The organism is Photobacterium atrarenae (assembly GCF_024380015.1).
Classification (GTDB): Bacteria; Pseudomonadota; Gammaproteobacteria; order Enterobacterales; family Vibrionaceae; genus Photobacterium; species Photobacterium atrarenae.
Genome location: NZ_CP101509.1, coordinates 513,891 through 532,560 on the forward strand (window position 1 = coordinate 513,891; position 18,670 = coordinate 532,560).

The 18,670-nt window shown below is 55.8% G+C and carries 16 protein-coding genes, 1 tRNA gene and 1 other RNA gene; 9 read left to right on the forward strand and 9 right to left on the reverse strand.

The window, feature by feature from the left end:
- Positions 1-408 precede the first annotated feature (408 nt).
- The 3 genes from NNL38_RS18470 to NNL38_RS18480 form a co-directional block, all read right to left on the reverse strand.
- Positions 409-538: non-coding RNA, RtT sRNA (locus tag NNL38_RS18470), on the reverse strand.
- 46 nt (positions 539-584) lie between these two features.
- Positions 585-675, reverse strand: a tRNA-Ser gene (locus tag NNL38_RS18475).
- A gap of 161 nt (positions 676-836) precedes the next feature.
- Positions 837-1,289: an NUDIX domain-containing protein gene (locus tag NNL38_RS18480; RefSeq protein WP_255391906.1), complete on the reverse strand. Its 453-nt coding sequence runs from the start codon at positions 1,287-1,289 to the stop codon at positions 837-839.
- Between the two features lie 127 nt (positions 1,290-1,416).
- On the opposite strand from NNL38_RS18480, the gene NNL38_RS18485 reads away from it, so the two are divergent.
- Positions 1,417-2,541, forward strand: coding sequence for a M14 family metallopeptidase (locus tag NNL38_RS18485; RefSeq protein WP_255391907.1), 1,125 nt, complete (start codon positions 1,417-1,419; stop codon positions 2,539-2,541).
- Positions 2,542-2,800: 259 nt separating this feature from the next.
- Here the strand turns inward: NNL38_RS18485 and NNL38_RS18490 are convergent, their stop codons facing one another.
- The gene (locus tag NNL38_RS18490; RefSeq protein WP_255391908.1) at positions 2,801-3,682 is read right to left on the reverse strand and encodes a glutathione S-transferase C-terminal domain-containing protein; all 882 of its coding nucleotides are present in this window, start codon (positions 3,680-3,682) and stop codon (positions 2,801-2,803) included.
- Positions 3,683-3,684: 2 nt separating this feature from the next.
- Positions 3,685-4,242, reverse strand: coding sequence for an NADPH-dependent FMN reductase (locus NNL38_RS18495; RefSeq protein WP_255391909.1), 558 nt, complete (start codon positions 4,240-4,242; stop codon positions 3,685-3,687).
- A gap of 179 nt (positions 4,243-4,421) precedes the next feature.
- Here NNL38_RS18495 and NNL38_RS18500 point away from each other — a divergent pair, with 179 nt between their 5' ends.
- The gene (locus tag NNL38_RS18500) at positions 4,422-5,330 is read left to right on the forward strand and encodes a LysR family transcriptional regulator (RefSeq protein WP_255391910.1); all 909 of its coding nucleotides are present in this window, start codon (positions 4,422-4,424) and stop codon (positions 5,328-5,330) included.
- Between the two features lie 44 nt (positions 5,331-5,374).
- On the opposite strand, the gene NNL38_RS18505 is transcribed toward NNL38_RS18500, so the two are convergent.
- The gene (locus NNL38_RS18505) at positions 5,375-6,280 is read right to left on the reverse strand and encodes a DMT family transporter (RefSeq protein WP_255391911.1); all 906 of its coding nucleotides are present in this window, start codon (positions 6,278-6,280) and stop codon (positions 5,375-5,377) included.
- Positions 6,281-6,553: 273 nt separating this feature from the next.
- Here NNL38_RS18505 and NNL38_RS18510 point away from each other — a divergent pair, with 273 nt between their 5' ends.
- Positions 6,554-7,363 carry a hypothetical protein gene (locus NNL38_RS18510; RefSeq protein WP_255391912.1) on the forward strand — a complete coding sequence of 270 codons (810 nt, stop codon included), beginning with the start codon at positions 6,554-6,556 and terminating at the stop codon, positions 7,361-7,363.
- On the opposite strand, the gene NNL38_RS18515 is transcribed toward NNL38_RS18510, so the two are convergent.
- Positions 7,360-8,007: an HAD family hydrolase gene (locus NNL38_RS18515; RefSeq protein WP_255391913.1), complete on the reverse strand. Its 648-nt coding sequence runs from the start codon at positions 8,005-8,007 to the stop codon at positions 7,360-7,362. The genes NNL38_RS18510 and NNL38_RS18515 overlap by 4 nt on opposite strands.
- Positions 8,008-8,171: 164 nt before the next feature.
- Here NNL38_RS18515 and NNL38_RS18520 point away from each other — a divergent pair, with 164 nt between their 5' ends.
- Positions 8,172-9,062, forward strand: a complete 891-nt coding sequence (locus NNL38_RS18520; protein WP_255391914.1) for a dihydrodipicolinate synthase family protein — start codon at positions 8,172-8,174, stop codon at positions 9,060-9,062.
- Between the two features lie 102 nt (positions 9,063-9,164).
- On the opposite strand, the gene NNL38_RS18525 is transcribed toward NNL38_RS18520, so the two are convergent.
- A complete protein-coding gene (locus tag NNL38_RS18525) occupies positions 9,165-10,334 on the reverse strand; it encodes a hypothetical protein (RefSeq protein WP_255391915.1) in 1,170 nt (389 codons plus the stop codon).
- A 272-nt stretch (positions 10,335-10,606) separates the two neighbouring features.
- On the opposite strand from NNL38_RS18525, the gene NNL38_RS18530 reads away from it, so the two are divergent.
- The 4 genes from NNL38_RS18530 (at position 10,607) to NNL38_RS18545 (ending at position 16,130) form a co-directional block, all read left to right on the forward strand.
- Positions 10,607-12,091 (forward strand): ATP-binding protein, encoded by a 1,485-nt coding sequence (locus NNL38_RS18530; protein WP_255391916.1) that lies wholly within the window; start codon positions 10,607-10,609, stop codon positions 12,089-12,091.
- Positions 12,088-12,732: a response regulator transcription factor gene (locus tag NNL38_RS18535; RefSeq protein WP_255391917.1), complete on the forward strand. Its 645-nt coding sequence runs from the start codon at positions 12,088-12,090 to the stop codon at positions 12,730-12,732. The genes NNL38_RS18530 and NNL38_RS18535 overlap by 4 nt, the downstream gene beginning before the upstream one ends.
- A gap of 11 nt (positions 12,733-12,743) precedes the next feature.
- Positions 12,744-13,685: a DUF2861 family protein gene (locus tag NNL38_RS18540; RefSeq protein WP_255391918.1), complete on the forward strand. Its 942-nt coding sequence runs from the start codon at positions 12,744-12,746 to the stop codon at positions 13,683-13,685.
- A 120-nt stretch (positions 13,686-13,805) separates the two neighbouring features.
- Complete coding sequence (locus NNL38_RS18545) at positions 13,806-16,130, forward strand: glycoside hydrolase (RefSeq protein WP_255391919.1); 2,325 nt, start codon at positions 13,806-13,808, stop codon at positions 16,128-16,130.
- Positions 16,131-16,342: 212 nt separating this feature from the next.
- Here NNL38_RS18545 and NNL38_RS18550 read toward each other — a convergent pair whose 3' ends face one another.
- Entirely contained in the window at positions 16,343-17,590 is a 1,248-nt protein-coding gene (locus tag NNL38_RS18550; RefSeq protein ID WP_255391920.1) for an MFS transporter, read from the reverse strand.
- Positions 17,591-17,715: 125 nt separating this feature from the next.
- On the opposite strand from NNL38_RS18550, the gene NNL38_RS18555 reads away from it, so the two are divergent.
- Positions 17,716-18,633 (forward strand): LysR family transcriptional regulator, encoded by a 918-nt coding sequence (locus tag NNL38_RS18555; protein WP_255391921.1) that lies wholly within the window; start codon positions 17,716-17,718, stop codon positions 18,631-18,633.
- Positions 18,634-18,670 lie beyond the last annotated feature (37 nt).

Genomic DNA, 18,670 nt, shown 5'->3' on the forward strand with positions numbered 1-18,670 from the left:
ATTGCTAGGTTACCCAAGTTGTACTGGCCTACTATCAGGTTTCTGTTCGTCACACCCAAGTTTTGCCGTTTGCTTCCTTCAGATCCCACCTCACGGTGGGCACCCTTGCATAGGCTAACGGTTCTCGCTCGACTGAGCCCGTAGAGGACTTTCACCTCCTAGAACAACGCCATGCTCGGCGCACAATACAAAAACCCCAGCTCGGAAGCTGGGGTTTCAAGTGTGGCGGAGCGCTTTGGATATAGGGGGATTTACTGCGCCCTTCGGGCCGTTGCCTGAAACGCCTTCGGCTGGCAACGTTGTCTCGCTGCGCTCGGCTGAACCCCGTCCAGGGTTCTTCACCCTATCTCATCATCACAAATTGGAGGCACAAAAAAACCGCTGAATTGTCAGCGGTTTTCTTAAAAGTGGCGGAGAGATAGGGATTTACTGCGCCCTTCGGGCCGTTGCTCTAAAGCGCCTTCGGCTAGCAACGTTGTCTCGCTGCGCTCGGCTGAACCCTGTCTAGGGTTCTTCACCCTATCTCATCATCACAAATTGGAGGCATAAAAAAACCGCTGAATTGTCAGCGGTTTTCTTAAAAGTGGCGGAGAGATAGGGATTTGAACCCTAGATACGCTATTAACGTATGCCGGTTTTCAAGACCGGTGCTTTCAACCACTCAGCCATCTCTCCGTAAGTGCGGTGAATCATACCCAGTCAGGCGGGCATTGTAAAACCCCAAAAGATTCAACTGCTCAATTGTTCACCTGATATTTCAAACTTTTTTGGTTTTCTCCGAGGCTTGGCGAAAATGCAGCAACAACGTGCAATAATAGACCATCAATCTCGGCGAATTATTCCGTTTCCGCTGACTTTTCTTCAATACCTGAGCCCCAGAAAGCCTGTTCCGGATCGGCTCCTGTAGCAATAAGCGCCCTTAACGCTACCGGATACAAATTGAATTGTTCCACCTCTGTTTGATGCGCCCAAAGGAACTCCAGATGCGGCTCGTTGGAGATGACCGGTTGCTGCGCCTGCAAATCCGTTTTCGCCGCAAAGATCAGATTAATTTCAGCGTTGAGCGTCCCCTGTTCAAACCACTCATTCTCCGCCGCACCGATAAATTCGCCCACCTCAGCATCAATGGATGCCTCTTCCCACAGCTCACGCTTGAGTGCCTGTTTGGCCGGCTCGGCAAATTCGATGTGTCCGCCGGGCAGGAAGGTTTTGTCGTCGCCTTTGGCCCGAACCAGCAACACATACGCACCGGAAGTGATAATCCCCCGCGCCTGATAGTGAAACGTCATTCAAATCCCCCTACATTCAAACCGGGACATGATATAACGTTCTTCCCGGATCTGGGGATCCTTTTTCAATCCTGCCCCAAAGTTGTGCTAACCTCGGACATTCATCCTCCAATAACGCAAGATCACCATGAGAATATTCAGTAATTTCGAAAGCGGCAACATCAATGTCGTCAAAGCCGACGATGCCAACGACATTCAACTAACGATCCCGAACGATAACCAGTCTGAGTTTTATCAGTGGTTCCATTTCCGCCTGGAAAGCCAGCCGCATTCAGAGCACCAGATCAAGCTGCTGAACCTGGCTAAATCAGCCTACCCGGAAGGCTGGCAAGGGTACGATGTGGTTGCGTCCTATGATCGCGAAGAATGGTTCCGCATTCCATCCGAGTTCGACGGTGACACCCTGAGCTTTAAGGTGATCCCGGAGCATCACTCGATGTATTTCGCCTACTTTGCGCCGTACAGCTACGATCGTCACCAGGATCTGCTGCATCAGGCGCAGCTGCATCCGGAATGTCGCCTGGAAACCCTGGGCAGCACCTTGGACGGCAACGACATGAGCCTGCTGACCATCGGCGAGCCGTCGGATGAGAAGAAGAACGTCTGGATCATCGGCCGTCAGCACCCGGGCGAAACCATGGCCGAGTGGTTTATTGAAGGCCTGCTGCAACGCCTGCTGGATGATACCGACACCGTGGGCCGTGCGCTGCTGGAGCAAGCGGTATTCCATGTGGTACCGAACATGAACCCGGACGGCAGTATCCGCGGTCACCTGCGCACCAATGCGGTCGGGGTGAACCTGAACCGCGAGTGGCAAACCCCGTCGATGGAGAAGAGCCCGGAAGTTTACCTGGTCCGTGAGCGCATGCTGGCCACCGGGATCGATCTGTTCCTGGATATCCACGGCGATGAAGCCATCCCGTATAACTTTGTCGCCGGCAGCGAAGGCGTGCCGTCTTACGATGCGCGCATGGCTGAGCTGGAGCAGGCCTTCAAACAAGCGCTGCTGACCATCACCCCGGAATTTCAGGACGAGCACGGCTATGACAAAGACAAGCCAGGCGAAGCGAACCTGACGGTGTGCTCAAACTGGGTTGCTGAACAGTTCAAGTGCCTGTCCTACACCGTGGAAATGCCGTTCAAGGATCACAACCTGCATCCGGACAGCTTCTACGGTTGGTCGCCGGAGCGAAGCGTAGCCTTTGGGCAGGACATGCTGGCCGCGATTCAGGCCGTGATTGCCAAGGTGTGATCTGCTTGAAGATAAAAGAGGCTCACCACTTCGGTGAGCCTCTATTGTAACGCCAACAGCAAGCTGATGGTGCTCTACAATATCCTGCTCCATCTCAAGCTGCCGTCGGGGATCCGAAAAGTCGCGTTCAAATCGGGTTGAGTCCAGCCCCACTTCAGCTGCAATCGCGGCGATAAAACGTAACACCAACCGCAGATCGCATCATGAAAAAACTCGACTCGGATTTGCCGACTCAATGCAGCTCTCCTGCATATGCTGATCACCAGTTGAGCGCCGGGCCGGCCGGCACAATGCCGTGCGGATTGAGGGGCCGGTGTGAAACGTAGTAATGCTGCTTCATGTATTCAATATCAATCGTCTGCCCGATGCGCTCCATGCTGATCAGATCCAGCATATATCGATACAGCCGGGTAAACGCACTGAGCGATTGTTTGTTGGCCTTAAAATGAAGCGCATACACCGCTTCAAAACGAACCAGTGTCGGCAGTAGAAACAGATCAGACAGGGTGATCTGGTCACCATGCAAATAACGATGTTCACCAAGTCTGCGATCCAGTTGTGCCAGTGCCGAGAACAACGTATCACTGGCCGCATCGTAGGCTTGCTGATCCGTGGCAAACCCGACGTGATAGACCTTACGGTTGACGTTCTGGTGCAACCACAGATTCATCGCCTCAATTTTTTCGCGTAATTGCGCCGGCACGAGTTCCGCTGGGTGCTTGGCCAGTGGCAACCAGTCTTTAGCCAGCATCACCGCCAGTGCCGACGAGTCATTCCCCCGGATAGTTTGCGCTTGCTTGTCCCACAGTACCGGTACAGTCACGCTCCCGCTATAAGTCGGCTTGGCCTGAAGGTAGCGCTCGGCCAGAGTAGACACGTCATCCAGGGGATCAGGATGTTCCGTATCAAATCGCCAGCCGGACTCAAACCGCTCGGCCGCCACCGAAGAGACCGAGATCGCATCATCCAACCCCAGATAACGGATCACCAAATAAGGCCGGTGGGCAAACGGACAGGCGTAAGACATATACAAGTGATATCGCCCGGCCTCTGCTGCCACCGGAAGGTCAAACTGATCTTCAGTAACCAGATCGCTCGCGACTTTATCGGGATACCAGATCCCCTGCTCCATCACGGCCATGATTAATTCTCCTGCACCGATGAAATCGCCTGCTCAAATGCGGCAACCAGATCGGCCAGCGCTGCTTGTGTCTCAGCATCAAAAGCGCCCTCGCGAAACTTCTCCGGATAACTGCCCAGACTGTAGGTGGCTTTCACATCCCCGCCCCACCACGGCATCAGCTCAGCCATGGTCTTGAGGTTAGTCGCCCCGCCATTCGGCCCCGGCGACGTGCTGGCAAGCAGCACCGGCTTTTTCGTCTCACCAAAGAAAGGCTGGCCCGGCTCGGCCACCCGGGAAAGCCAGTCAATCACATTTTTCAGAAACGCCGGCATCGCGCCATTGTGCTCCGGCGAAGCGATGATCAGTGCATCATGATCGTGCATGATGGCTTTTAACTTCATGACGTTGGCGGGAATACCCTGGGCTTCGATATCAAGACCGTACATCGGCAATTCAAAGTCACCCAGATCCAGCACCGTGACTTCAGACTCGGTCACTTGCGCCGCCAGGGCGTGAATTAAGCTGTTGTGAATCGACTGGCTGTGGTTGCTGCCCGAAAAAGCTAGGATTTTTTTCATCACTTCTCCTTAAAATTGATTTCATCTACACCTCATTGCAAGGTGATGATTCAATCCTAAACAACCAAAACAAGTGAATAAACATTACTATAGTTGCCATATAGTTCACCCTGAGTAAACTATCATTCGTATCACACACCAACTTTGGCCCACCTGATCATCAACTAAGGACGACAAAGATGGATAAAATCAGAGCGCTGACGGTTTTCAGACGCGTGGTGGAACTGGGCAGCTTTAAAGCCGCCGCGGAAGATCTGGCGTTGTCCAAAGCAGCAGTGAGCAAGAACATCAATGAGCTGGAAGATTACCTGAAAAGTCCGTTAATCAACCGCACCACCCGGAACATGCACATCACCGATCAGGGACAGCACTATTACAACCGGGTGTGCCATATTCTCGATGAGCTGGCCTCGGCCGATCTGTCGGTCATTGAGTCTTCCCACAACTTAACCGGCTCGCTCAAGATCAGCGTGCCGATGTCACTCGGGATCCTCGAAATCAACCCGATCATTTGCGAATTCATGCACCAGCATCCGGAGTTATCGATTGAAGTGGTGATGAATGACCAGTACGTTGATCTGATTGATCGGGGTATTGATATCGCGATCCGTGGCGGTGGCGAGCTCAGCAACTCCAGCCTGAGATCGCGCAAACTACTCGAGATGGAACGTGTCCTGTGCGCCGCCCCGGACTATCTGGCTGCTGCGCCGGATCTGCGGGAGCCCCGGGATCTGATCCAGCATCAATGCCTGATCTACAGCTTTTCGTCCTCCGCACGGCGCTGGTTATTCACCCATGCTGACGATGCAACGCAAGTTCAGGAAGTTGATCTGCCGCCCGGCCCCTATGTGGTCAACAACGGCATTGCCCTGAAGCAAGCCGCCTGCGCCGGCCATGGTATTTTATTGCTGCCGAAGTTATTCGTCGATAAAGAGCTCAAATCAGGCCGGCTGATCACGGTGCTGCCAACCTGGCAGGCTGAGACCCATTCTCTGTATGTCGTGTACCCTTACCACAAAGAGCAATCGCAAAAAGTCAGGGCTTTGATTGATTTCATGGCCGAACATTTTTCCAGCGACCAGCCATAAGCAATTCTTTTCCTGACACGTTCACACCTGCTTCGCCCCCGTATTCAGGAGCGAATGCGATCAGACCCCGGTTTAACCGTTGTCATTTGCAGCACGATTGTGGAGACAATCGAGAGGAGGATCCCGGGATAGACAGCAACCGGGATCGCTTTGCCTTCAAACAACAGCATCAGCACCGCGACAAAGACCGGACTTAAATAGATATAGGCCATCACTTTTGCCGGCCCCAGAGCCACAGTGGTTTTGTGAATAATGAAGGTCGAGACCAGGGTGGCAAAGAAAGCAAGATAGAGCATATGGCCGGTCAGCCTGGCATCAAACCGAGCCCAGTCCAGCGGCTGCTCCAACACAAACAGCGCCAGTGCCATCCAAAGCGCGCCGCCGACCAGGGTACAAAAGACAGTCACCACGCTGTCTTCTCCCCGGTGAAACAGTTTCATCGACAGCGAAAAACAGACCATCGACACACATCCGAGCAAAAATAACCCGTCCCCCTGGTTAAGATTCAGGCTCAGTAATGTTGCCAGATCACCACGCACCACGACCCAGCAGGTCCCCGCGGCCCCGGTCAAATAGACCCCCAATCGCACAAGCGAAATGGTTTCCTTAAACAACAACACACTCGCCATCGCAGTGATAAACGGAACCAGGGTATATAACGTGCCGGTATTTAAAGCCGTGGTGGTTTCCAGCCCTTTAAACATGCAGATAAAAAAGATCGCAAAGAACAGGCTCATCACCAAACTTCTTGGAAAGACCCGAATCGCCATCCGGATCCGCGGTTTGGCCAGCAGAATGTAAGGCAGCAAAACCAGAGCCGCCAGCAAGAACCTGAGTAGCGTCAGGGAAAACGGATTCATCACGCCGGAGAGCTGCGCCGAAGAGAGAAAAGAACCGGCCACCAGCGCAGTGACCAATAAAGAGAGTAAATGATATTTCAGAGTGTTCATATCCAGCCTTCTGTGTCAGGAATCCAATAGGGTTATTGCAACACCGGCACTTTATCAACCGGTGACTGTAAATAAACACAGGTTGGGTAACTTCTCTGTTTACTCAAAGAAAACAATCAACGAAAAAAACACAACAAAACCTATAACCAACCGCAAATAATCCACTAACAGTAAATAGTCTATTCACCTAGGTCCTGTTTATCCTCACCCGAACCGCCCCTACACTGAATCGTGAACTCACTATTCAACTTTTGAAAACGCGGAGAGCGAACAATGAACAAATGGATCAACTTGGTACTTGCCGGCATGCTGACTGCCTTACCCATAGCTGAGAGTGTGGCGAAAACAGGATCGACCGAAGGGCAACTAACCTTGCAATACAGCGATGGCCGGGCAGCCTCGCATGGCCTGCAGGAAGTAAACAGAGTACTGAAAACCGTCGGGGTGCGGGTCAGCCAGACAACCATTCCAAGCGAAGCGGCACCGCTCCTGAAAATATCTGAGCAACGGGCGCTGAACAGTGCAGAATCGAACCAGTTAATCTCGATGTTCCACCTGCACCGGGGCGAGCTGTTAGATCAAATCAAACTGGCGGGCCGTGAGCCGGAAGCCCATCGCGGCGGGTATCTGTCGACATCAGAGATCGGTGTCGCCCCTTACCCGAAAGTCTATGACATGAAGGCCATGACCCCGGAAGTGATGTACTATTTGCAGGAGAAGTTCGGCAAACTCCACGTCAACAGTGCCAATAGTGGCGTCGGGATCGACGAAGTCATGACCATTGTCTCAGGCGGGCCGTGGACCTGGTTTTTCGTCCTACCGGATAACGTGATCGGAAAACTGACCCTGGGTGAAGTGTCCTACCCGGGCAACGCCTGGCGGATCAGCTATCCGGGTCTGGTGCCTCATGGTGGATTCCTGGATGCCCCCCACGGGCTGGTGGTGGCCTTCGCGCACGGACCGGAACACTTTGTGATGCGTTACGAAGAGCCCAGCGTGATGGGAACCGAAGTGCTCGGCACCAACAGCTGGATCGACTTCAGCGGCGAAGTTCCTCAACTGCTGGACGAAGCCCAGAACTAAGCGCCACCCCCGATGACGAAACGCAACGCCGCATCGACATCGAGATAGTTCGGCAACTGCTGATGATGCTCGACGCGGTTGCCGATAATCACTAGGTTCACTCCCAGTGACCGGCAGGCATTCACATCCCATAGTGCGTCGCCAAAATAAGTCAGTGATCCCTCGCTCACCTCGCCGACCTGATGTCTGGCGATCTTCATGATCCCGGTCCTGGCATGATGATCATTTGAGGAGGTAAGCTGTAGCCGGCTGGTATCAAACCCGGCAGACTGCAACTTGAGCAGCGCCGTCTCTCCCCATCCGCCGGTCGCCAGGGAGACCGTAAACTGGTCGCTGTCGAGCAGTTGCGCCATAAAATTCCGCGCCCCTGCGATTTCGCGAACCGGATGGTCGCTGATGTGTTGTTTGATATTGCGGATGAACACGGCTTTCACCTGCTGCTCCAAGCTCGCCAAATCGTATTGGGGTAGTTGGCGTTCAATCAAGGTCATCAAAATCCCGCGATCGGTCGCATGAGGATAACGCTCCCAGTTACTGTCCACCGACAAACCGGTCACTTCCTTGATTGCTGCAACAAAACAATCGCTATCAAACTGATACGACTCAATTAAAGTACCGTCGATATCAAACATGACGTGATGCATTCATATCCTCTCCCTTGTCCCACGAAAGCACTGCCCGTGTCTGTTCTGGTGAATAACTGAGAAACCAAACCATGTTCCCTTTTGTCAGAGACCACGGTAACCTGAAACACGCAAAAGGAAAACAGCTTCAATTCATTTGAAAACAAATACATGGAGAGTCAGTCATGGTCAACGGCCTTTGTGCATTTCCCCTCACGCCACTCAACCAACGCGGGATTGATGAAGCGGCTTTCATTCGACTGATCGAGCGTCTGGTCGCCGCCGAGGTCGATTCTATCTGCGTCCTCGGCTCTACCGGCAACTACGCCTACCTCAGCCGTGCCGAGCGTGCGCGGGTGATCCAGTTGGCCATGCAGCATGCCGGACACATTCCGGCGATGGCCGGGATCAGCGCCTTGACTACGAAAGATGTGCTGGATCTGGCACAAGATGCCCAGCAGGCCGGTGCCGGCGCGGTCCTGCTGGCACCGATGTCGTATCAGAAGCTCACCGCGGATGAAGTGTTCGGCCTGTATGAAACCGTAGCCCACGCCCTGTCGGTACCACTGTGCGTCTACGACAATCCGGGGACGACACATTTTGAATTCAGCGACGAACTGCACGGCCGGATCGCGCAACTGCCGAATGTGGCTTCCATCAAGATCCCACCGGTGCCGACCGATCCCGAAGCCGCCAAAGCCAGGGTCGATCGCCTGCGCGCGTTGATCCCATCTCACGTCAGTCTGGGGATCAGCGGTGATGTCTGTGCCGCCACCGGGATCGAGGCCGGATGCGAAACCTGGTACTCCGTCATCGGGGGGCTGTTCCCGCACACCGCCCTGAGCATCACCCGCGCCGCCCAAGCCGGAGACTCCCAAACGGCTGCCAAACTGTCCGCACAGCTGGAAAGCCTCTGGGCACTGTTTCGCCAATACGGCAGCCTGCGGGTTGTTGCCACTGCCGCCGAAATTTTGGCCCTGGCTGAATCACCTTGCTTGCCGGCACCGCTCCAACCGCTGACCGGCCAGGCGCGCCAGCAACTGGCACGGGTGCTGGAGCCGCTGTCACTGAGATGAGTACTGAGGTGAGAATTTCATTGGGGTAAAAAACATCACGGCTTCCCGGAGGAAGCCGTGATGCTTCATTTCGCAAGGAGTGATACCGGCCTGATTCGATAGTTATGGCTCATCAGAACAAAAGACATCCGGAGACAACTGGCAAAGCGCTTCCAGTAATACCCCGGGATCCTCAAAGCCACACGCTTCACTTTCAAGCACGGCCAGCGAATCACCGACGCACACCAGCGCTTCCCTTTCGCCAGTCAACTCGCCATCTTCCATCGCTTCGGCCAGCACAAACCCCACCCCAGCCAGATAATACTTAAATTCACTGGAATCGGGTTCAAGCGGCGTAAAATCAAGCGTTTTCAGGCAATTGCCTTCACAGGGAAATGCTTCATTTTCTTCAGTCGGCGTCGCCATCAGGTTAACATATTGCACGATGTCCTCCGCTTCACCCAGTGCAAACTCTTGTCGGTGTGCCTGATCAACAACAGGTTGTGCTCGGATCAGAACGCCCGACTTGGCAAACGCTTTGCCAGCCTCGAACGAACCATCCAGATTGGACAAGCGGCCGTCTTCGTAATTGCGGGACAGCTCACCACAGTAATAAACATTTCCTGCCTCATCCTGGGCATACCAGTCATCGGTCCATTCTTCCGGAATGTATTGTGCACCGCCATTATCTTCATCTTCTTCCAGCGTCAGCACGATATCGACTACAACCCGGCAGGCGACGCCCTGAATGTCGACGCTTTGATCCGTCACGTGGACAACCACCGTTTCTTCGCCGTCCTCACCAGCCTGCAAGACATACGTATGCCCGGAAACCAGGGAGATATAAGGGTTCGGATCGACGCTGGCTCCAACCTCGTCAGGCGCGACAAAAGTAATGGCAGGATCGAGCAGCGGATCCGGATCATACCGGCTTTCACCTAAGAGCTCGCAGGCATCTTGTCTGGCATCGGACTGCTCCGTACACGCCGCTTGCCCCTCAAGCTGGGCTTCTTCGGCGCTGGTCATACATGCCGCGCGATCAGCATCCAGCGCCAGATTATTGCAGTTGGCCAGCGTCGTGCTGTAATCATCACTGATATCTGCATGGCAGGCCTGAAGAAGTAAATCTGCGGTCACCTGACACTCAGACAGAGGTTCAGGGTCCGGATCTGGGTTTGGGCCAGGATCTGGCTGAGGCTCATAGTAATAGGATTGACCGGCCTCAGCATCCCCGGGTTGAAAGAAGGGTAAACAGAACAACGCCAACACAAATGCCACTGTACAGTTATTCATGGAATTTTCCTCTTCAACAGGATCGATTATTGCGCGAACAAAGAAGATTCAATGGCGCAAAATCACCCAAAAGTTTAGACCACAGAGCAGAAGAACGACGTTTTCTTCCCACAACGCCAAAATACCGATTCAAGGGGCGGCCAACATTTGGAGTCGGCCATCGCTCTTCCCCCATTTCAACACCAATGTTGACACTGAAGTTACAAACCTGAAGTAAAAGCCGCTAAGATTGCGACTCTTATTTTCTGTCACCTCTTCGGAATTGCTGCTGCATGGGTTTGAACTTGTTGTTTCGTCCGCGTATTTTTGCGCGTCAACGCGGCTGCTGCCTGACTGCCTTATTGCTGTTGCCAACGTCAGCGGTAGCAGCCAACCTGCAGGAGCGATGGCAGCAGTTTTACCGCCAGGCCTGGCAGGACGCGGAGATCACCGTCACCCAAGCAGCACTGAGTACATATCCCAAAACCCTGCTGTACAGCGATGTCCGCTATCCGGATTTTGAACGTTTCAGCTGGACGGAAATCCAGCTGCTATGGCAGGTCCGAAACCAATGCCAGCCGAGCGCAGCCAATTTGTCGCCGGCCCTTGCCGCCGCTGAGACCTTTGAGCTGGCTCTGTGCCGTCATCAGCCACTCAGCGAGTCCTGGTTTCGCAACCATGCGCTCCGGCACCCAGCCGGCAACAGTTACGCCGATCGTTATGTGAACCATTTCAAGACCCGGTTCGCCAATACGCCGATCCCTCGTGACTTGGCTACTCGCCTGACCCTGAATCATCCACGCCACCCGCTCTATCCAACCCTGGAGGGACTCAGTGAAACCGGCCGGGACGCATTACTAAACGGCAACCGCGCCTATCTGGACCAGGCGGTGCTGTGGCTGAGCGGGGAAAGCGGCTGGAAGTCTTTGCCCGCTGCGCACTGGCAGCCCCTGGCGCAGCAATTTGGCCTGGCTATCAGTGATGAGGCGCAAGATTGCAGCTTTCGCTACAGCAACCTGTGCCTCAACGAGCCGGAAACCAAGTCACCAGCGGCACAAATTGCCCTGGTCGTCACGGTTATCCTCTTGCTGCTGACACTTGGCTACGGCGGGTACCAGCGCCTCCGGCAAAGGAAGGAAAGACGCTTCATCCTGCAACTGCTCACCCATGAGCTACGCACCCCGATCACCAGCCTGGGACTGACGGTGGAGATGTTCCGCACCGAATTCGATGCGCTCCCTCCGGCCGCACAACAAGCCCTGTGGCGACTGATGTCCGATCATCAACGGCTGACCCAACTGACCGAGGCCAGCAAAGATTATCTCGGCGCCCGGCCGAGCCAGTCCTTGCCACGGCAACCGGCCGATCTTCTGGACTGGCTGGCGCACATTGCCGACAAGCATCCGGTGACGGTTCAGTGTCAACCTGAGCAAGATCCAACGCAGGAGCTTGAGCTGGCACTACCCTATTACTGGCTGACCCTGTGTGTCGATAATCTGATCCGCAATGCCCGCCAGCACGGCCAGGGTGAGATCACACTTGAAGTCTCCGTCTCGGCGCAACCACACATCCTGCGCATTATCGTTGGCGACCAGGGCTGTTTCCCGTCCGGGCTCCGGCGTTTCTATCGACGTGTGTTGCAAACCATCAGACCGACACATCGGCCGGACAACATGGGGATCGGGCTGGATATTGTTGCCCGGCTGATGAAACAGATGGGCGGCCGGTTGATCCTGCGCCGTCATCCGACCCGCTGCATTCTGGAGTTACCCTTATGAGCCGCATTTTGTTGATTGAAGACGATCCCTTGATTGGTGAAGGCCTGACGTATTTTCTCGAATCCCGGGGGTACGCCTGTATCTGGAGGCAAACAAGTGATCAGGTTGAGTCCCACTGGTACCAGGCCGATCTGGTGATCCTGGATCGGCAGCTGGCCGATGGCGACAGCCTGCGCCACCTCCCCCACTGGCTGAGCATCAAGGCGCTCCCGGTGATCATGCTGACCGCGAAAGTCGACGTCGAGCAGCGGGTTGAAGGCCTGATGGCCGGTGCCAAGGATTACGTGATCAAACCCTTCTCCCATGATGAACTGCTGGCCCGGGTGGTCGCCCAGCTGCGCCCGCTCGGGGAAAGCCGGCTCAGTTACCAGGGTATTGAGATTGAGCTGTCTCAGCGCAGCGTCACCCTGAAGGGCGAAGCCATTGACCTCAAGCCGAAAGAATTTCAGTTACTGTTGCTCTTCGTGCAACATCAGGGACGGGTGTTCCACCGGGAAGAGCTGCTGAACAAGATCTGGGGCTATCAGGCGTTTCCCACCACCCGCACGGTAGACAACCATATTCTCCGCTTGCGGCAAAAGTTGCCGGGGTTGACCATCGAAACCCTACGTGGGGTAGGCTACCGGCTGGTGGCGACATGAGGATATCCACGATGAAAACAAAGCTCAATCTATGGTCCGGAACACTGGTATTACTGGCCTCAGGTGCTGTCGCATCAGACACCGCTTGGTTTTCCGATTCGCCGCTGCAGGCCACGTACACGGCACTTGCCCGGCACCAGCCGCTACTGGCGTGGCAGGAGCTGCAACTTACGCTCAGTCAGTCGCCGCTTTCACCGCAGTCTCTTACGCAGCCGTCTCTTTCGCTGAAAGCAGCAGCGCCACCCCCTGCAAGCCAGAATCACCCGCCCCCCTGGCACTGGTTGCCGGTGAAAACTGCAATCCTGAGCCAGACCGACTGCGGACGGCAGTTAACTCAGGGGCCGGCGCTACCCGGGCGGCTGCGGGTGGATTTCATCAGCAAATCCGGCGCGGCAGATCTGGGCTATCAGATCAAGCTGGCGGCAGAGTCGGTCAGCCAGACGATGACGCTCCGACTGCTTGCCCCCGACAGCAAAACATTGCTGAGCGCCCGATTTTCACCCCAGGCACAGTACGCGGAGGCTGAAAGTGAGGAGTTCCTCACCCCGCCTGCGCCTGGCCTGTATCAACTGGTGATCAACGACCACCCCTATCCGCTGATCATTGCCGGACTCAGCGACAACCCCTGGCTTCAACTGGAAAACACCGCCTCGCCACGACTCAAACTGGATCTGCCGCCAAGCCAACCCAGCTGCGCGCCGGCGTTCGCCCACTGGCAGTGGTTTGACGCGCAATACAACCTGGTTGGTCCGCGCCAGCCCGTCATCGCCAGTGGAGCCGAACCGATCGCCGAACTGCCCGCAACCATCCCACCGAAGGCCGTCCGGCTCAGCGCCGCCGTCAGTCAGTACGAATATCAGTCCGGGATCAAAGTGACTTACATCCAGCGGATGGCAATGCCCTTTCCTGCCAGGCAGCAGGACGCAGCCACCAATTCGGCCAACGTCAAATAGGCGCATGATGAAATAGAGACATTCGGGTGACAAATCTGGCGGGAAATTGCGGCTTAATCGCAGGCCTATTTCATTGAGTCATAAACATTGAAACCATCGGCCAACACTCTGGAGAACCTGATGTCCCTTCTTATCCCGGTGCCGCAACGCTGCGCCCTACTTTCCCTCCTGCTCGCCACCATTGCAGGCAGCCCCCAGGCGGCTGAAATTGCCCTCTCCGACGGCGAGCAAGCCGTCACGCTTGATCCGCAGACCCTGAGCATTGACTGGAACAATGTGCAGATTAATCAGGCCACACTGCGCATCGGCGGCAAAACCCAGACTGTCACCGAACTGCGTCAAAGCGCGGCGCAGCAGGCCAGCTGGACCCTGATGCCGGCCAGGGTCCGGGTCCGCGCCTCGCTGGATCAGACGCTGTCGCTGACATTTGCCATCGATGACACCGTGACCATTGCGCGCGATCAGCCCGTCACGCTGGCGTGGTTCGATCTACCGCATCAGGCAACCCGTACCCTTTATCTGCCTTTCAGTGAAGGGATGCGGGTACCGACCGACCATCCGGTTTGGGCGCAGTATCTTCAGCAGCACCATTCCGGTGCTAACACCACCCAGAATTTGAAGATGCCATTCTGGACGACCAGGCAAGGTGACACTTTTATCAGCTATCACCTGGTGACAGCCACCAACAACCAACTGACCTTTACCGAGGCTGCTGAGGGGCCTACCGGCGTTCAGGCTCAAAACCAGGCTCAAAACGAAAAACCGCAGTTGGATATGCAGGCCAGCCATCAGTTCACACCGCTCAACCGCAGTCAGGACTTTGTGGTCCGGATCAGCCTGGGCGATAACCCGCTTTCCGGGGCTAAACAATATCGCCAGTGGCGAGCTGGGCACCATCAGGCACAGCCGCTGGCGGCCAAGCTACAACACAATCCGGCGCTGAAAAAACTCATCGGTGCCAGTCAGGTCTACCTGTTCGGCAAAGATGTACTGGCCGTGCAGGACGTTAAAGACTGGTGGGGGCTGAAAAACTGGATCATGAGCCACCCAGAACTGACACTCAGCAAAGAAGCAACACAAGAGCTCGGCAACCTGAAACAGGGGCAGGACTGGCTGAGCCGCTATCACAAGCAATTGCTGGTCAACAGTCTCAACACCGCACTGAACCAGCTGTTTCCGGCCGAGCCCGTACAGCTCAACAACAACACAATTGAATCCCAATTCAATGCAGCACAACTGCGCAAGTTATGGCTCAGCAACCAGGCCGGGCGCTACCTGACGCCTCCTGACAGCTGGGGACAGGGGCTGGCGAGTTCGATGATCACCAACCTGCAAGCCGCCGGGCTGAGCAAGCTCTGGCTCGGGCTGGATAACTGGATGCCGGCTTTCTATCAGCCGCAGGTGGTCGATCAGGCCAAATCCGCCGGGTATCTGGTAGCCACTTATGATTCCTACAACACGGCGATTCCGGCCGGGCTCAATGACGGCTGGCTGACGGCACAATTGCCGGGTGAAATGCGCACCGGCTGCGCCATCAAACAAGCCAACGGGACGAAAAAGAAAGGGTTTCGCGGCCATGGCTTTTACCTCAACCCGAACTGCCAGCGCGGTTATGTCGAGCAGCGGATCCGCGACATTACCCGGTTTGGCCACTTCGACAGTCTGTTTCTGGATGTTGATGCCACCGCCATGGCGCGGGAGGATTATCGCGATGGCACCAGTGAGCAGCAGATGCTGCACGCCTTTAACGACCGGATGCAGTGGATCGCGGACTCAACATCCATGGTCCTCGGCTCAGAAGACGGCAACAGTTTAACCACCCGGGGCATTGCGTTCGCCCACGGACTGGAAACCGTCGGCTTTGGCTGGAGCGATCCGGACATGAGAAACAACCGTCAGTCGCCTTACTATTTAGGTCGCTGGTATCCCGATCACCGGCCGGACTTTTTCTTCCAACCCGCCAAAGTCAAGGCGCCCTATCAAACCTTGCTGTTTGCCCCGCAATTTCGGATCCCGCTGTATCAGGCGGTATTTCATGATGAGGTGATCAACAGCCACCACTGGCATTCCGACAGTCTGAAGTTCAGCAATGTCCGGACCGAGCGGGATCTGATCGGCATGCTCTATAACACCCCGGCGATGGTGCACCTAAGTCGGGAAGATGCCGCTTCACCGGACAGCCCCCGCATCAAAGCGCTGAGGCATTACCAAGACGGCTATCTCCCGCTTCATCGCGCGCTGTGGGATCAACCCTTGGTTGATTTTCGCTGGCTGGACGATGAGGGCTGGCTGCAGCAAACCACTTTCGATGACGGCAGCCGGGTGATCGCCAATTTTTCCGGGCAAGCCCGGCGCTATCAGCAGCAAACTGTGCCGCCGCAGTCAATCATCGCAACCCTGAGCGATGGTGAGGTCATTCGCTGGCAGTCACAGCCAAACCTCTAGCCCAATGAAGCAAAAGCCGACACGAGGTCGGCTTTTTTGGGGGCCAATCACAGCATCGGGTCAACGCAGCAAGGCCACGACCGTCTGGCGGCGCACATTAACCTGGCACCGATTGCACCGTTGATTCCGCTGTAATACCAATCGCATTAAATAAGGGGTCATCCTAGCTTGATCAAATGCTCGATAACTGACTTACTTTGATTGGTATAACTTCACTGCGACTCGCTTTCACACGGCACTCTGATCAGCGGCACACTCATGATCAGTACCGCAGCAACCCACAGCAGGATTTGATAACTCAGTACGCCCGAGTCTGATACCACAACCAGCCCGGCCCCTGCCATCCCGGCCACGCCGCTGCCCAGATGCATCAACGCATTCTGATAGCCGATAAACCGGGCTCGCAACTGAGCGCTCAGCGCACAGGTGATCTCGGTGACAACCACGGTGGTCCGGGTGGCGCTGAGGATCATAAAGCCAATCAAGCCGGCCAACGCCTGAGGGGCATCCTGGGTGGAAAAACCGGCCAGGACGACCAGCACCATGCCCGTCGAGAGCCCGGCAATCAGCCACTGACTATTTATCCGCTGGCCCCAGCGGCCATAAACCTGGAAGGTAAGAAAGGTCCCGGCCCCGCCGATGATATAGGCACAGCTCAGCGATTCGGTCGCCACCTTGAGGCCGGCAACCAGAAAGACCGGGTACTGGGTCACAATCAAAAAGGTACTGAACACCGCCAAAAATACCGCCAACAACGGCCGGCCAAGTCCCCGGTTCGGGAATGCAACTGAGCCTGAAAGTACTTCAGCAGCCGTCTCTTTCCCGGTTGCCTGACTTGTGACCATACTGTCCGCTCGACTGGCAGCCGAATCCAAGACCTGATCCTGCTTCAGATCGCGAAGTATCACCACCCCAGCGGCCACCAGCAGTCCGCCCCCCAACCACAGAAACGCGGCCTGCCACCCGACGCCGCCGGAAAGCTGCAGCAGCCCGGGCACCCCCAGGGTCAACGCCAATGGAAACATCCCCATCACCAGAGCCACCGCTTGTTTGCGCTTCTCCGGCGCCAGCAAGATCATCAGCAGATTTAAATTCAACGCCACCACCACACCGGCAAAACCGCCGGCCAGGCACCTCATCGCCAACAGTGCGATAAATCCGGGCGCACAGGCAAACCCCAGTGTCACCGCACCCAGTCCCAGCAATGCCAGACGCATGACGCGCAACATGCCCTCCGGCGTCGCGGCCGGCCTGAACAGAACACTCGCCAGCGCCGCAGCCAGAGCATAGCTACTGTTGAGATAACCGGCCTGCTCCGGGGACACCGCCAAGGACAAAACAATCTCAGCACTCAGCGGGATCACGACTAGGGCATCCAACGCGACTAAAAACTGGACCACACACAGCAGGCTGAGCGTCCCTTTGGCTCGCCTGTCCCGATTCTCGATCACAACATCCACCTTTTTCTCCTTCCTATTCAACCGCCTCACTGTATGCTCTGAACAAAGTGGGATAAAGGTGTTAGATTGGGAATGATAATTTCACTTTCAGGGATAATAAGAAGGAGCTGTTATGAGGAACAATGATGATGAGCGAGCTTGATCCCCGCTGGCTGCGGAGCTTCCACCGCGTCGCGGAGTGCCGGAGCTTCAAGGCCGCGGCCGAACAACTTGAGATCCCGAGCTCCAACCTCAGCCGGTATATCGCCAGCCTGGAAAAGCACCTGGGCACCCGGCTGATTGAGCGTACGACCCGACACATGCGACTGACCCAGGCCGGCGAGCAACTCTATACCCGCACTTTCCCCCTGCTCAGCGCACTGGATGCTGCGCTGGAAGATGTCAGCCAGAACACGCAGCAGATCAGCGGTACACTGCGGATCCTGCTGCCAGACACACCTCAATTCGCCATGCTGCTGACCAACTTTGCCCGCCGCCACCCGGCGCTCAATATTCACTGTGAGACCAGCCTGAGCGGACGCGACCTGATGCAGGATTTAGTACTCGACGGCTTTGATCTGGTGCTCACCTTCAATCGCGGCCAGCTGGCAGACAGCGGTTGGATCGCTAAAAAACTGACCGAATGGCCAAGTGTGGTGGTCGGGTCGCCCGAACTCATTCAAGCCTGCGGCAAGCCAGAAACACTTCAGGCGCTGGCCGAACTTCCCTGTATCACCACGCTGACCGCCTCAAATGGGTCCCCGTGGCAATTTGACACCGGCGGGCCGACGCCGCATGCCCTCAGGGTTCAAAGCCGATTTAAGGTCAACAGCGGCCATATGGCGAAAGCCGCAGCCCTCGCCGGGCTCGGTTTCGCCCTGTTGCCCGCATCAGCATGTCAACAAGAGCTCGATGACGGCGAGCTGATCCCGCTCGCGCTGGATGCCCCGCCGGTTGAGCTGGCACTCTATGCTTTTTATGCCGGACGTACCCACTTACCGAAAAAAATCAGCCTGTTTCTGAACGAGCTGGCCGCCAACTTTCCGAGTGAAAAAATGAGTTAACATGCAGCCATCACAGGCCAGTATTCGGCGGCATCAA

Coding starts and splice junctions, on each gene's coding strand:
- NNL38_RS18500 (WP_255391910.1), top strand. CDS start 4,422: ATGGATAAAATCAGAGCGCTGACGGTTTTCAGACGCGTGGTGGAACTG.
- NNL38_RS18545 (WP_255391919.1), top strand. CDS start 13,806: ATGTCCCTTCTTATCCCGGTGCCGCAACGCTGCGCCCTACTTTCCCTC.
- NNL38_RS18535 (WP_255391917.1), top strand. CDS start 12,088: ATGAGCCGCATTTTGTTGATTGAAGACGATCCCTTGATTGGTGAAGGC.
- NNL38_RS18540 (WP_255391918.1), top strand. CDS start 12,744: ATGAAAACAAAGCTCAATCTATGGTCCGGAACACTGGTATTACTGGCC.
- NNL38_RS18485 (WP_255391907.1), top strand. CDS start 1,417: ATGAGAATATTCAGTAATTTCGAAAGCGGCAACATCAATGTCGTCAAA.
- NNL38_RS18555 (WP_255391921.1), top strand. CDS start 17,716: ATGATGAGCGAGCTTGATCCCCGCTGGCTGCGGAGCTTCCACCGCGTC.
- NNL38_RS18510 (WP_255391912.1), top strand. CDS start 6,554: ATGAACAAATGGATCAACTTGGTACTTGCCGGCATGCTGACTGCCTTA.
- NNL38_RS18515 (WP_255391913.1), bottom strand. CDS start 8,007: ATGCATCACGTCATGTTTGATATCGACGGTACTTTAATTGAGTCGTAT.
- NNL38_RS18530 (WP_255391916.1), top strand. CDS start 10,607: ATGGGTTTGAACTTGTTGTTTCGTCCGCGTATTTTTGCGCGTCAACGC.
- NNL38_RS18495 (WP_255391909.1), bottom strand. CDS start 4,242: ATGAAAAAAATCCTAGCTTTTTCGGGCAGCAACCACAGCCAGTCGATT.
- NNL38_RS18480 (WP_255391906.1), bottom strand. CDS start 1,289: ATGACGTTTCACTATCAGGCGCGGGGGATTATCACTTCCGGTGCGTAT.
- NNL38_RS18490 (WP_255391908.1), bottom strand. CDS start 3,682: ATGGCCGTGATGGAGCAGGGGATCTGGTATCCCGATAAAGTCGCGAGC.
- NNL38_RS18525 (WP_255391915.1), bottom strand. CDS start 10,334: ATGAATAACTGTACAGTGGCATTTGTGTTGGCGTTGTTCTGTTTACCC.
- NNL38_RS18520 (WP_255391914.1), top strand. CDS start 8,172: ATGGTCAACGGCCTTTGTGCATTTCCCCTCACGCCACTCAACCAACGC.
- NNL38_RS18505 (WP_255391911.1), bottom strand. CDS start 6,280: ATGAACACTCTGAAATATCATTTACTCTCTTTATTGGTCACTGCGCTG.